The following is a 14,642-nucleotide window of genomic DNA, read 5'->3' on the forward strand; positions in this document are numbered from 1 at the left end:
CTAAATGAGAATAGTAGTCCAGAGAGTCAAAGAAGCATCAGTTTCAAATGATTCTATTGAAAACAAAATAAATAAAGGCTACTGTTTGCTTGTGGGTGTTGGTAAAACTTCAACAGAAGCAGATATAGCTACATTAGCTAAAAAAATCCTCAATGCAAGACTATTTGAGGATGAGGATGGAAAATTAAACTTAAACCTTCAACAAATTGGTGGAGAGATTTTATCTATTTCTCAATTTACACTTTATGCAGATGTTAGAAAAGGTAATAGACCTGGGTTTACCAAATCCATGCCTCCAGAACGTGCTAATGAATTATATGAAAAATTAAATGAAACACTCCGTTCTTATGGAATAAATGTGTTGACAGGTGAATTTGGAACAGACATGTTAGTTAATATTGCCAATGATGGACCTGTAACAATTATTTATGAAAGTCAGGATGGCAAAATCATATGAAAAAAATCAATACTTGGCTAGAAAAAAATAAACTTAAAAATTTCCCCGCGCTAATTGTCATTGTAACATTTGTTGTCTTTATCATTATGATTATCTCTTTCTTAAATCATAATGATGAGAATAGTAGTAGTATCTATGTTACTGAAGATGCAGAACTAAGAACTGGTCCAAGCTCAGCTTATCCAGTTATTAATAACATCGATAAAGGACAAAACTTCCAAAAAATAGGTAAGACAGGTAAGTGGATAGAAGTAGAATCTTCTAACAAGAAGGAAAAAGGTTGGGTAGCAGGATGGCATACGAATTTAGATATTGAAGCAGATGCTAACCATAATACCAAACCCTTAAAAGATAAAACGATAGTACTTGATCCTGGTCACGGTGGTAGTGACCAGGGAGCTTCAAGTAATACAAATAAAAAAAGTATCGAAAAAGTATATACTTTAAAAACTGCTAAAGAACTAAAATCACTTTTGGAAAAAGAAGGTGCTACGGTTAACATGACTCGTGAGAGCGATGAATACGTTAGCCTTGATGAGCGAAACATAAAAGGTGATGCTTATATTAGTATACATAATGACTCATTAAAGTCATCTAAAGCAAACGGCAGCACAGTCTATTGGTTCAAAGATAATCAAAAGGCGTTAGCCGAAACATTAAGTGCCAGTTTGCAAAAGAGAGCATTACTGACAAATAAAGGCGCTAGACAGGAAAATTTCCAAGTATTGAGACAGACAGATGTACCAGCTGTATTATTAGAATTAGGTTATATTAGTAATCCTACTGATGAAGATATGATTACGGATCAATTGCACAGGCATATACTTGAAAAAGCAGTTGTCGATGGCTTGCGTGCATATTTTTCAGAATAAAAAGGTTGCATAATTCTCATAAACTGGTTATTATTAAATATGAATTCTATATTAAAACCGATATGATTCTTGAATTTTCTTTACGAAATGGTAGCAAAATTTGCGAAGAGACATAATTCCTGGCTGAAAAATTATGCATAGTAGTTTTGAAAAATTGAACACAAGAATAGGTGCTTTTATAAAAGCCGTTTAGAGAGCGTTATTCGTATGAAGTGGATTATAAATCTAACGTTTATAATCAATTAGGGTGGCAACACGGAAATTCGTCCCTTGTATGACTTATTAGTCATGCAAGGGTTTTTTTATTGCATAAAAGGAGAGATTCTATGATAAATATACCTAGAGGGACGCAAGATATTTTACCAGACGAAACAAAAAGATGGCGTTTTATTGAATCAAGGTTAGATGAGTTAATGGAAGTTTATAATTATCAAGAAATTCGTACACCAATTTTTGAAAGCACGGAATTGTTTGCACGTGGAGTAGGTGATTCGACGGACGTAGTCCAAAAGGAAATGTATACGTTTAAAGATAAAGGAGACCGTAGTATTACTCTACGCCCAGAAGGCACAGCAGCGGTAGTACGTTCTTATATTGAAAATAAGATGCAAGGTTTGCCTAATCAACCAATTAAATTATATTACAATGGACCAATGTTTAGATATGAACGTAAACAAAAAGGGCGTTATCGCCAATTCACACAATTTGGTGTTGAAGCAATTGGTGCTGAAGATCCAGGCATAGATGCTGAAATTTTAGCGATGGCAATGCACATTTATCAATCATTTGGATTGAAGCATTTAAAATTAGTGATTAATAGTATCGGTGACATTGAATCACGTCGTGAATACAATGATGCACTAGTTAGACATTTTGAACCTGTAATTGATGATTTCTGTAATGACTGTAAGGCGCGTTTACACACAAATCCAATGAGGATATTAGATTGTAAAGTTGATAAAGACAAAGAAGCTATTAAAACTGCTCCTAGAATCACTGACTTTTTAAATGAACAATCTCAAAAATATTATGCTGACGTTAAGCAACATTTAGATGATTTAGGTGTACCTTATGTAGAAGATCCTAACTTGGTTCGAGGTTTAGATTATTATACGCATACAGCATTTGAATTAATGATTGATAATCCAAATTATGATGGTGCGATTACAACATTATGTGGTGGTGGTCGCTACAATGGTTTACTAGAATTGTTAGAAGGACCAAGTCAAACGGGTATTGGGTTTGCGTTAAGTATAGAAAGATTATTACTAGCTTTAGATGAAGAGAAAATCGAACTTGACGTTGATCATGATTTTGATTTATTTATCGTAACTATGGGTGAAGAAGCAGATCGTTATGCCGTGAAATTACTTAATGATTTACGTAGAAAGGGCATTAAAGCCGACAAAGATTATTTACAACGTAAAGTTAAAGGGCAAATGAAACAAGCTGATAGATTAAAAGCAAACTATACTATTGTTATAGGTGAGCAAGAATTAGAAGATAATAAAATAAATATTAAAAATATGCAATCAGGTGAAAGTGAAACTATTCGTTTAGATGCAATTATAAATTATTTTAAAAACTAAGGAGAAGATATCATGAGTAAGCGTACAACATACTGTGGTTTAGTAACTGAATCATTATTAGACCAAGAAGTAATATTAAAAGGTTGGGTACACAACCGTAGAGACTTAGGCGGTCTGATTTTTGTTGATTTAAGAGACCGTGAAGGATATGTACAAGTCGTATTTAATCCTGGTTTTTCTGAAGAAGCATTAAAAATAGCTGAGACAGTGAGATCTGAATATGTAGTTCAAGTCAAAGGTATCGTCAAAAAACGTGATCCTCAAACTGTGAATCCAAAAATTGCTACAGGTCAAGTAGAAGTACAAGTTTCAGAAATTGAAATTATAAACAAAGCAGAAACACCTCCATTTGCATTGAATGAAGAGAATCAAAACGTTGATGAAAATATCAGGTTAAAATATAGATATCTAGATTTAAGACGTCAAGAATTAGCACAAACATTTAAAATGAGACACCAAACTACACGTTCAATCAGACAATACTTAGATAAAGAAGGCTTTTTCGATATTGAAACTCCAGTATTAACTAAGTCAACACCTGAAGGGGCACGTGACTATCTGGTACCTTCACGTGTGCATGACGGTGAATTCTATGCATTACCACAATCACCACAACTATTTAAACAATTATTAATGATAGGCGGTTTCGATAAATATTATCAAATCGTAAAATGTTTCCGTGATGAAGACTTACGTGCTGATCGTCAACCTGAATTTACACAAGTCGATATTGAAATGAGCTTTGTAGATCAAGAAGACGTTATGGAAATGGGAGAAGAAATGCTCCAAAATGTAGTCAAAGATGTAAAAGATGTCGAAGTTCCAAGACCTTTCCCTAGAATGACATATGGTGAAGCAATGCAACGCTTTGGTTCAGATAAACCAGATACACGTTTCGGTATGGAATTGGTAGACGTATCAGAATTAGGAGAAATCATGGATTTCAAAGTGTTTAAAGATGCTGTGACTAATAATGGTCAAGTTAAAGCGATAGTTGCAAAAGGTGCGTCAGATCAATACACAAGAAAAGATATTGATGGTTTAACTGAATTTGTAAATATTTATGGTGCTAAAGGTTTAGCATGGGTAAAAGTCGTTGATGAAGGTGTGAATGGTCCAATTGCTAAATTCTTTGAAGCAGACCATGTTGCTAAACTACAAACATTAACTGAAGCAGAGCCAGGTGACTTAGTATTATTTGTAGCGGATAAACCAAGTGTAGTTGCACAAAGTTTAGGTGCGTTACGTCTTAAGTTAGCTAGAGAGTTAGATTTAATTGATGAATCTAAATTAAACTTCCTATGGGTAACAGATTGGCCCCTACTAGAATATGATGAAGACTTGAAACGTTATACTGCGGCTCATCACCCATTTACTGCACCAAAACAAGAAGATATCGCTAAATTAGACACTGAACCTGAAAATGCACAAGCTAATGCTTATGACATTGTATTAAATGGTTATGAATTAGGTGGCGGATCTATCAGAATTCATAATGGTGATTTACAGTCTAAAATGTTTGAAGTATTAGGATTTACCGAAGAACAGACGCAAGAACAATTTGGTTTCTTGCTAGATGCATTCAAATATGGTGCGCCACCACATGGCGGTATCGCACTTGGATTAGACCGTCTAGTAATGTTATTAACAGGTCGTACAAACTTACGTGATACAATTGCGTTTCCTAAAACAGCTTCAGCTACATGTTTATTAACAAATGCACCAAGTGAAGTTTCTGAAAATCAATTAGAAGAATTGTCATTACGTATTAGGCATTAATTTTTGTTATAAGCTTTTATTCTTGCTAATTTCAAATATTGTGTTATTATTAATCCCATAAGATAGTCATCTGTAGTGTTCGTATGTTTGCTTTATATTTGGGCCTAACACTCTTTGATCCGGGAGCCCAATGGGTTTTCTTGCAGCGCACACGCCTCACTAGGAGGACTTGCAAAACAAGAAACAGGGCACCCACCTGTTTTAAGCAGGCCGAATGATCAAGCATTTTATAACTACGGCACTTATGGACTCTATCGGTACGCAAGACTTCGGTCTTGCGTATTTTTTTGATATAAAATGCAAAACTTGATATTTTTAATTAAATTGAAATAAAATAAATATATCAAATTCAATAAGAGAAAAAATTTCAAATGTACAAATTATATTTAATTGCTCTTATTATTAAGGAGAATGGCATGAAACATCAATTTTCAAGAAATGAATTGGCTTATGGCCAAGAAGGTTTAGAATTATTAAAACAAAAAACTGTGGTGATTTTAGGCGTTGGAGGAGTCGGCTCATTTGCTGCCGAAGCTCTAGCACGTACTAATATTGGACATATCATTTTAATAGATAAAGACGATGTAGACATCACTAATGTGAATCGTCAATTACATGCATTAACAACTACTGTTGGACAAAGTAAAGTTACTTTGATGGAAGAACGTATAAAATTGATTAATCCTGAGTGCAAAGTAACTTCATTACATATGTTTTATACAGAAGAAACATATGAAGCTTTGTTCAATAATTATGATATTGACTACTTTGTTGATGCAAGTGATACTATCATGTATAAAGTGCATTTAATGAAAGAATGCTTGGAAAGAGGCATATCTGTTATTTCCAGTATGGGCGCTGCAAATAAAACAGATCCGACACGGTTTAAGATTGTTGATATTTCTGAAACGTATATGGATCCAATGGCTAAAATTATTCGTCGTAAATTGAAAAAACTTGGGATATATAAAGGAATCCCTGTCGTATTTTCAGATGAAAGTCCCATAGTAATAAGAGAAGATGTTAAAGATACTGTAGGTGATGCAAACGCACCAACGAGAAAAGGTCAAATCCCACCGTCTTCTAACGCATTTGTCCCAAGTGTAGTTGGTTTGATTAGCGCCAGCTATGTTGTTAATGATATTTTAAAAGATATACCTGTATCACGTATTAAAGATAAAATGTAAAGTCATACCTAGTATGCAGTTATCAAATATTTTATATTTAAAAAACAGAGGTTGAGATGTAATAATCTCAATCTCTGTTTTTCTAATTTAAATCTAGAGTTTTTATTATTTTTGTTGTGCTTGGGTGATGTTTTCATAAACCGATTTGAATTGTTGTTCACTTTTAGAAGTCGTTTTCGGTTCATAATAAATTCTACTTTTTAGTTTATCAGGTAGATATTGTTGAGGAATAAATCCACTGTCATAACTGTGAGGGTACTTATAACCAATAGCACGTCCTAGTTCTTTAGCTCCAGCATAATGACCATCTTTTAAATGATCAGGAATTTGTCCTATACGCCCTTTGCGTATATCAGAAAGAGCAGCATCAATAGCAGCGATCCCCGAATTAGACTTAGGTGATAAGCAGAGTTCAATAACAGCCTGGCTTAAGGGTATTCTAGCTTCAGGAAAGCCTAAACGTTCAGCTGATTCAATAGCGGCTAATGTGCGTTGTCCCGCATTAGGGGATGCAAGACCTACATCTTCATAACTTATTACTAACAATCTCCTAACGATTGTAGGTAAGTCGCCAGCTTCAATTAAGCGCGCTAAATAATGAAGTGCAGCATTTACATCACTACCGCGAATTGATTTTTGAAATGCACTCATCACATCATAATGCATGTCACCATCTTTATCACTTACAAATGCTCCTTTTTGTAAACAATCTTTAGCATCTTGTAAGGTGATGTGACGTTGATTATCCGTTATGTCTGAACTTAAAACTGCTAATTCTAGTGCATTTAAAGCACTTCTCACGTCACCTTGACTTTGAGTTGTAAAATAAGTCATCGCGTCTTCGTCTACAATCGGATTATAGCTTGCTAAACCACGTTCTTCGTCATTTAGAGCTCTATTCAATGAAGTTTTGATGTCATCTTCATCTAATGGATAAAGTTCAAATATTTGAGCTCTAGAACGGATGGCAGGGTTTATTGCGTGATATGGATTTGATGTCGTAGCCCCAATAAGAACAATTTTTCCATCTTCCAAATGTGGTAATAGGAAATCTTGTTTAGCTTTGTCTAAACGATGAATTTCATCTAATAATAAAATAACTTGCCCAGACATTTTAGCTTCTTCAACTATAAGTTGCATGTCTTTTTTTGTATTTGTAACTGCATTTAATTGACGAAATTTAAATTGAGTACTTCCTGATATAGCTTTAGCAATACTTGTTTTACCGATACCAGGTGGTCCATAAAAAATCATTGAGGATAATCTTTTTGTTTCTACCATCCTTCTGATAATGCCTTTTGGACCAACTAAATGCCCTTGAGATATAATCTCATCAATGTTGCTTGGTCGCATTCTTGAAGCTAGTGGTTCGTTTAACACAATGTTTCACACCTTTCTAATTCTATATTAACGTAAAAAGTGATAGAATGTTATTATATAGTATTCGAATTAAGTGAGGTAATATAATGAAAATTTCAACTAAAGGAAGATATGGGTTAACACTAATGATATCTCTTGCTAAAAAAGAAGGCCAAGGGTGTGTTTCTTTAAAATCTATTGCGGAAGAAAATAATTTGAGCGATCTGTATTTAGAGCAATTAGTCGGTCCATTGAGAAATGCCGGATTAATTCGAAGTGTTCGTGGTGCAAAAGGCGGTTACCAGTTAAGAGTACCATCTGAAGAGATAACAGCGGGTGATATTATTCGTTTATTAGAAGGTCCAATTACATTCGTTGAAAGTATTGATTCAGAACCACCTGCTCAAAAACAACTTTGGATTAGAATGAGAGACGCAGTAAGAGATGTGCTAGATAACACATCATTAAAATATTTAGCAGAATATAAAGATACAAATAATCTAGATGGGTATATGTTCTATATCTAAATTATACAGAAGTATCATTTTACATTAATGATATAATAATTTTGGAAAATATTTATTAATCTATGTTTGAGATGTTTATTTATTAAAATTAGTGGTAAGTACAATATATACATCATTAAGGAGGTAATTTACATGGCAGACGAAAACAAAGTAGAACAAGCAAAAGGTAACGTGAAAGAAACATTAGGTAACGTTACTGATAATAAAGATTTAGAAAACGAAGGTAAAGAAGATAAAACTTCTGGTAAAGCTAAAGAATTTGTAGAAAATGCAAAAGATAAAGCTAATGATGTTATCGATAAATTTAAAAAATAACCTATAGTTTATGACTAATAAAGGAGAGATTTTAAATGGCGGAAAACTTTTTAGATAAAGCAAAAGAAGCTGCAAAAAATGTATCAGATAAATTAAAAGATACAGACAATGAAAAAGCAAAACAAGCATCTGAACAAATCGATAAATTCGCTGGTGGCAGTGAGAACGATAAAAAAAATGACAAAAATGACGATAGAAAATAATATTTGTTGTAAAAAATATTATTATGAAGAGGGGTTAGGACAAAATGTTGTCTTGGCCCTTTTTATTTGCAATTAAAAAATATTATAAATAATGCCTACTAACATCGGATAAGAACTAGACTTAAGCTTTCCATTGTTTAGTAGGCATTAATTTTTATGATAGATTTTGACAAAGTGCGAAGGCAATAATATAGAATATGGCATTCTAGTATTAACGACCCAAATTTTATATTTCGTATATTCACTTACTTAACTACTATTTTGATGAATATTAAACATTGAATTGTGAAAAGTCTGTACTTATTTAATAAATTATATCTCTTCGACAATTGTTTTCAGTTTTTTATAAGAATCTAACTGTGCGTCTTGATCATAAATATAACTAATCGCCATCAGTTCATCTATTTCACCGTGTTCTTTGATAAAGTCTTGAATTTTAACTTTAACTGTCTCTTTAGATCCGATTAAGGATTGTTGCATTCTTTGTTTTGCAATTTCATATTCTGTAGGCGTTAAGAGCCCTTTTAAATCATCAGTTGGTGGTTGTACAGGTTGCATTCTGCCTCTAGTGATGCTCACCATTACTTGTGCTTGCGTAGTTGCTAAGTATTCTGCTTGTTCATCTGTATCTGCAACAATTGCATTAAGGCAAACAATAACATAAGGTTTGTCTAGTACGTCAGATGGCTCAAATAGTTCTTTATATATTTGAATCGCATCTTTCATTTGTTGCGGTGCAAAGTGGCCAGCAAAGACATATGGTAGGCCTTTACGTGCGGCTAAATGCGCTGAATCTGTAGAAGAACCAAGTATATAAAGTGGTACTTGCTTATTAACAGCTGGATAGGCACGTACATATCCTTGCTGATTAGCTGGGCCAAAGTAAGTTGAAAGTTGTTCAACTTCTTCAGGGAATTCATAAACGCCGTTATGTTGATCTCTACGTAAAGCGCTAGCAGTCATCATGTCTGTACCTGGCGCGCGTCCTAACCCAAGGTCTACACGGTTTGGGAAAACAGTTTCCATTGTTCCGAATTGTTCTGCAACAACTAATGGTGCATGATTTGGTAACATAATACCACCAGAACCGACACGTATTTTTGAGGTATGTTCTAGTGTGTGCTGAATTAATAATGCAGTTGCCGAACTAACTAGATTAGGAGCGTTGTGGTGTTCAGCTATCCAATAACGTTCGAATTCAAGTGCTTCTAAATCTTGCGCAAGTTTAACCATATCTTTGATTGCTGCTTGATCATCTTGACCTTCGCGAATTGGTACTAAGTTAAGCGCAGATAATTTTAAATTGTTCATTTTATATCGTAATCCTCCTTGAGCTTGTTAATACAAAGTAGTATAACAGGCGATTTAAAACTTGCGTAAGAAATTGCTCATTGTTATACTTGTATGAAATTAAAACGTTAGGTGGCTTAATTAAGACAATGGATAAATCTCATAAGGAATATACAAACCAATTAAATTTAAATAAAAGTTATGGGATATGACCCTGTCTAAATTACGTGAAAATACTTAAGCAACCACATACAAAGTAATATATAACACGGTAAAGATATGTCATGTCCTAAAAGTGGGGGAATTGATATGTCTTTTTATTATGAACAAAAACCATTTGAACAGTATGGACGAATACTGATTGATAAGGTGCTAATTGAGATAGAAGAAGGAGAACATGTTGCATTTTTAGGAGACAATGGTGTTGGAAAATCAACACTCTTGCATGCGCTTAAGGATACTTATAAAGAAAGCGCATATTTAATGGAACAAGATATGACTGATTATTATGAGATGACAGCAATGGATTTTATCCTATTTATAAAACCACAATTAGCTCAATTGAAAAAAGAAATACTATATAATTATGAAAAAATAAGTGATTACGTTGCATTGGAAGGCTATGAATTTGAACAAGAAATCATTACGCAAGCAAAATTATTTGATTTAACGGAAATCGACTTAGATAAAAAGGTTGCGTCGCTTAGCGGAGGACAGCAAACACGTGTAGCGATATTAAAAGCATTCTTATCAAAAAAATCGTTAATATTACTTGATGAACCTACTAATCATCTTGATATGACAATGCTAGATAATTTGATAACGAATATAAATAAATCTAAACAGACTATCGTTTTTGTGTCTCATCACAGAGGTTTCATCAATCAAACGGCATCACACATTTATCAAATAACACGTGACGGAACGAGAAAATTTCAAGGTAATTATGATCATTATAAACAAGTTGTAGATTTGGCTCATCAATCACAAGTCAACGCTTATGAAAAACAACAAAAAGAAGTCAAAGCACTTGAAGCGACTATTAGACGAGTGAATGAATGGCATTCAGCATCACAAAAATCAACTAGTGTGCGCGACCCAATACAACAAAAAAGGTTAAGTAAATTAGCTCAAAAAGCTAAAGTAAAGGAATCACAACTAAAACAAAAGATTAATGAAAAACAAATTGAAGCACCCGAAAATGATAATAGGGATTTTCATTTTAATGAGCAAACGCGTTTACGAAAGCGTAGCTTAATTAGATTTGAAAATGTTAGTATAACTATAAACCAACAGGAAATTTATAGGAATGCTAACTTTGAAATGAAAAATAAAGAAAATATACTTTTAACGGGTCCGAATGGTAGTGGCAAATCATTATTTATCGCAATGATTAAACAAGACATAAAACCGGATAAAGGTGATATATATATTACGCCATCGCTTAAAATGGCTAGTTTTGACCAGCAAAATAACAACTTGAATTTTAACAGCAGTCCATTAGACATGGTGATGGCATTGGACAGTGTGACTCGTAGTGAAGCGCAAACGATTTTAGCTTCTTTTGATTTTAATAAGGAAAAAATTAATCAACCTATCGCATTTTTATCCATGGGTGAGAAAAGTAGATTGCAGTTTGTATTATTATATTTCTCTAACCCACATCTTCTTATTTTAGATGAACCAACCAATTATTTTGATATAGCTACGCAAGATTTAATATTAAAAATGATTGAAAGTTTTCAAGGTCAAGTACTTATCGTTACACATGATCAGTATTTACAATCAAAAATCATTGCTACACACTGGCACATCACTAATAAGCGATTGCAAAATATGTCATTGAATAGTAAACGATCATCAGATATCAAAGACACTATGAAATTATTAGAGGATTTTAAAGATATTGATGAAAATGGTCATTTTGAAACAGACAACTAGAAAAATTAATTATATGGTGCTATCATTGGAACATTGATAAAAAATTAAGGAGTGTCAAGCATGGAAGTATACGCAGATTATGCTGCTACAACACCAGTTAAGCAAGAAGTAATTGATAAAATGATGGATATTTATTCTGTTCATTATGGTAATCCGTCTTCCATTCACAGTATAGGAAGAGATGCACGAAAGTATTTAGATGAAGCACGTCGTACAATTGCATCTTCTTTTAACGCAAAACCAAGTGAAGTGATTTTTACAAGCGGTGCGACAGAATCTAATAACACTGCTATTAAAGGGATGGCTTATGACCAAATGCACAGAGGAAAACATATTATCACTTCCAAAATTGAGCACCATTCTGTACTCCATGTATTTGAGCAACTAGAAAAAGAAGGCTTTGAAGTCACATATTTAGATGTTGATAAACAAGGCATAATCAACCTTCAGCAATTAGAAAATGCTATTACAGAACAGACGATTTTAGTTTCAATCATGTTTGTTAATAATGAAGTAGGTACTGTCGAACCAATGTACGATATTGAAGAAATTGTTGGTAAATCTAATGCACTGTTTCATGTTGATGCAGTACAAGCGATTGGTCATTTAGAAATAGATTTTCATGAATTTGATATTGATGCTATGAGTATTACTGCACATAAATTTGGTGGTCCTAAAGGTGTTGGAATACTACTACTAAAAGAAGGCACTTCATTAAAATATCAACAATTAGGTGGAGAACAAGAGGCTAAACGTAGAGCTGGAACTGAAAATTTACCACAAATTGTTGGATTAGCTGAAGCTGTTACGCTTGCAAACCAATATAGAGACGAAAACAATGTCCATTTAATGAATCTTAAAAATTTATTCTTGGTTTCATTACAAGAACGCTCAATCCCATTTGAATTAAATGGTTCTATGACAGATTCAACTGGTCACATTGTAAATTTATATTTACCATTTATAGATGTAGAAACAATGCTAACTTTATTAGATTTATCCAATATATATGTTTCATCAGGTTCAGCTTGTACTGCAGGGACTACAACACCATCACATGTATTACAAGCAATGTATGATGAAGAAAATAATCGAGCAAAACATTCGGTAAGATTTAGTTTTAATGAACAAACAACTGAACAAGAAATAAAATATATAGCTACAGAAATTCATAAAATTTATCATAAATTTAAGGAGGACGTGTAAGTGTCAAATAAAGATACACGAGTTGTTGTCGGGATGTCTGGTGGCGTAGATAGTTCCGTTACAGCACATTTGTTAAAAGAACAAGGTTATGATGTCATAGGTATATTCATGAAAAATTGGGATGATACAGATGAAAATGGCGTATGTACAGCTACTGAAGATTATAATGATGTCATCGCAGTATGCAATCAATTAGATATCCCATACTATGCAGTGAATTTTGAGAAAGAATACTGGGATAAAGTATTTACGTATTTCCTAGATGAATATAAAAAAGGACGTACGCCAAATCCTGATGTAATGTGTAATAAAGAGATTAAATTCAAAGCATTTTTAGAACACGCATTAAAACTTGGTGCTGACTATGTTGCTACTGGTCATTATGCACGTGTGCGTCGTCATGAGGATGGACACGTTGAAATGTTAAGAGGCGTGGATAACAATAAAGATCAAACTTATTTCTTAAACCAATTATCACAAGATCAATTATCTCGTGTAATGTTCCCAATAGGTGATATCGATAAAAAAGAAGTACGTCGTATTGCTGAAGAACAAAATTTAGCAACTGCTAAAAAGAAAGATTCAACAGGTATTTGTTTTATTGGGGAACGTAATTTCAAAGAATTTCTTTCACAATATTTACCAGCACAATCTGGAGAAATGCGAACACTACAAGGTGAAAAGATTGGTACGCATGCTGGACTAATGTATTATACAATTGGACAACGTCATGGCCTAGGTATTGGTGGAGACGGTGATCCATGGTTTGTAGTTGGTAAAAACTTAAATGATAACATATTATATGTTGAACAAGGTTTCCACCATGAAGCATTGTACAGTGATTACTTGATTGCATCAGATATCTCATTTGTAAATGATGTTGACCTGGAAAATGGATTTGAATGTACTGCAAAATTCAGATACCGTCAAAAAGATACCAAAGTATTTGTACAAAAAGAGAGTGATAACGCAATTCGTGTAGTATTCGATGAACCTGTTCGTGCGATTACGCCTGGTCAATCTGTTGTACTTTATGATGGTGATGTCTGTCTTGGTGGTGCTACAATTGATGATGTTTTCAAAGAATCTGGACAATTAAGTTACGTTTTATAAACCAAAAGATGAAGTATTATTTAGAAATCGTTAGTAGACTATATAATATAGTATCTAGCGATTTCTTTTTTTGAAATTAATATTTCAAAAAAATGAGTAAATGTTATAATTAATAGTCAGAAAAGAGGGTTAAAGTTGAATCAAGAGCAAATATATAAATTAATTAAACAGGGTAATTTCGAAGAAGCGCTTAAAGCATTATTTGAAAATATAGAAGCTAGTCCAAAAGAAGTTGAAAATTACATAAATGCCGGAATATTATTGGCTGAAGCGGGAGAAGTAGGAAAAGCTGAAAAATTCTTTCAAAGAGCAATCACTTTAGATCCGGAAAACGGTGCAATTTATTATAATTTAGGTAATGTATATTACAATGAAGGTCGTTTTAATGAAGCGATAAAATTATACCAACAAGCGCTGAAATTTAACGTTGATAAAGTTGATACAAATTACATGATTGGAATGTCTTTCAATCAACTAGAGGCATTTAACGAAGCTTTACCATTCTTAATGACTGCAGCGGAACAAGATAACCGTGATGATGCTGAGGTACAATTCCAATACGGACTTGTGTTATGTCATTTAGAAATGTTTGAACCAGCTATTGACCAGCTAAACCGAGTATTAGCAATCGATAAAAAACATGCAGATGCTCTTTATAATTTAGGTTTAGCGACTTATATGCAAACGGAGAATACTGACGAAGCTATTCGTCACTTTGAAGCGGCTGTCGATGCCAATCCAGATCATGTCATGAGCCACCATGCTATTAAAACTTTTAAATCTATCGCAGAGGAGGAATAACTT

General features: G+C 33.4%; 14 protein-coding genes and 1 other RNA gene. 13 read left to right on the forward strand and 2 right to left on the reverse strand.

Translation table 11 applies throughout. The features are described from left to right. Positions 1-4: 4 nt before the first annotated feature. The 6 genes from dtd to ACSUE0_RS03575 all read left to right on the forward strand — a co-directional run bounded on the left by dtd (position 5) and on the right by ACSUE0_RS03575 (position 5,884). Positions 5-457 carry a D-aminoacyl-tRNA deacylase gene (gene dtd / locus ACSUE0_RS03550; protein ID WP_119614514.1) on the forward strand — a complete coding sequence of 151 codons (453 nt, stop codon included), beginning with the start codon at positions 5-7 and terminating at the stop codon, positions 455-457. Beyond that, a complete protein-coding gene (locus ACSUE0_RS03555; protein WP_436956121.1) occupies positions 454-1,329 on the forward strand; it encodes an N-acetylmuramoyl-L-alanine amidase in 876 nt (291 codons plus the stop codon). Before dtd ends, ACSUE0_RS03555 begins: the two co-directional genes overlap by 4 nt. A 326-nt stretch (positions 1,330-1,655) precedes the next feature. Then, positions 1,656-2,918, forward strand: coding sequence for a histidine--tRNA ligase (gene hisS, locus ACSUE0_RS03560; RefSeq protein ID WP_436956123.1), 1,263 nt, complete (start codon positions 1,656-1,658; stop codon positions 2,916-2,918). Between the two features lie 12 nt (positions 2,919-2,930). Then, the gene (gene aspS, locus ACSUE0_RS03565) at positions 2,931-4,697 is read left to right on the forward strand and encodes an aspartate--tRNA ligase (RefSeq protein ID WP_436956125.1); all 1,767 of its coding nucleotides are present in this window, start codon (positions 2,931-2,933) and stop codon (positions 4,695-4,697) included. Positions 4,698-4,761: 64 nt separating this feature from the next. Beyond that, positions 4,762-4,952, forward strand: a non-coding RNA gene (gene ssrS / locus ACSUE0_RS03570) — 6S RNA. Between the two features lie 161 nt (positions 4,953-5,113). Next, on the forward strand, positions 5,114-5,884 hold the full coding sequence (locus tag ACSUE0_RS03575) for a tRNA threonylcarbamoyladenosine dehydratase (protein ID WP_119614510.1): 771 nt from the start codon (positions 5,114-5,116) through the stop codon (positions 5,882-5,884). Between the two features lie 105 nt (positions 5,885-5,989). On the opposite strand, the gene ACSUE0_RS03580 is transcribed toward ACSUE0_RS03575, so the two are convergent. Then, on the reverse strand, positions 5,990-7,264 hold the full coding sequence (locus tag ACSUE0_RS03580) for a replication-associated recombination protein A (RefSeq protein ID WP_182475171.1): 1,275 nt from the start codon (positions 7,262-7,264) through the stop codon (positions 5,990-5,992). A gap of 86 nt (positions 7,265-7,350) precedes the next feature. On the opposite strand from ACSUE0_RS03580, the gene cymR reads away from it, so the two are divergent. The 3 genes from cymR (at position 7,351) to ACSUE0_RS03595 (ending at position 8,288) form a co-directional block, all read left to right on the forward strand. Next, positions 7,351-7,770 carry a cysteine metabolism transcriptional regulator CymR gene (cymR, locus tag ACSUE0_RS03585; protein ID WP_017724657.1) on the forward strand — a complete coding sequence of 140 codons (420 nt, stop codon included), beginning with the start codon at positions 7,351-7,353 and terminating at the stop codon, positions 7,768-7,770. A gap of 132 nt (positions 7,771-7,902) precedes the next feature. Beyond that, positions 7,903-8,085, forward strand: a complete 183-nt coding sequence (locus tag ACSUE0_RS03590) for a CsbD family protein (protein ID WP_017724656.1) — start codon at positions 7,903-7,905, stop codon at positions 8,083-8,085. 35 nt (positions 8,086-8,120) lie between these two features. Next, complete coding sequence (locus tag ACSUE0_RS03595) at positions 8,121-8,288, forward strand: hypothetical protein (protein WP_436956128.1); 168 nt, start codon at positions 8,121-8,123, stop codon at positions 8,286-8,288. Between the two features lie 312 nt (positions 8,289-8,600). On the opposite strand, the gene ACSUE0_RS03600 is transcribed toward ACSUE0_RS03595, so the two are convergent. Beyond that, entirely contained in the window at positions 8,601-9,599 is a 999-nt protein-coding gene (locus ACSUE0_RS03600) for an LLM class flavin-dependent oxidoreductase (protein ID WP_119613899.1), read from the reverse strand. Between the two features lie 288 nt (positions 9,600-9,887). Here ACSUE0_RS03600 and sal point away from each other — a divergent pair, with 288 nt between their 5' ends. The 4 genes from sal to ACSUE0_RS03620 all read left to right on the forward strand — a co-directional run bounded on the left by sal (position 9,888) and on the right by ACSUE0_RS03620 (position 14,639). Continuing rightward, positions 9,888-11,519, forward strand: a complete 1,632-nt coding sequence (gene sal / locus ACSUE0_RS03605) for a Sal family ABC-F type ribosomal protection protein (protein ID WP_436956130.1) — start codon at positions 9,888-9,890, stop codon at positions 11,517-11,519. A gap of 60 nt (positions 11,520-11,579) precedes the next feature. After that, positions 11,580-12,725 (forward strand): cysteine desulfurase family protein, encoded by a 1,146-nt coding sequence (locus tag ACSUE0_RS03610; protein WP_436956132.1) that lies wholly within the window; start codon positions 11,580-11,582, stop codon positions 12,723-12,725. Continuing rightward, positions 12,726-13,838: a tRNA 2-thiouridine(34) synthase MnmA gene (gene mnmA / locus ACSUE0_RS03615; protein WP_436956134.1), complete on the forward strand. Its 1,113-nt coding sequence runs from the start codon at positions 12,726-12,728 to the stop codon at positions 13,836-13,838. Between the two features lie 135 nt (positions 13,839-13,973). Continuing rightward, entirely contained in the window at positions 13,974-14,639 is a 666-nt protein-coding gene (locus ACSUE0_RS03620) for a tetratricopeptide repeat protein (RefSeq protein WP_119613903.1), read from the forward strand. Positions 14,640-14,642 lie beyond the last annotated feature (3 nt).

This window comes from Staphylococcus sp. AS1337, assembly GCF_051408735.1.
Lineage (GTDB): Bacteria > Bacillota > Bacilli > Staphylococcales > Staphylococcaceae > Staphylococcus > Staphylococcus xylosus_B.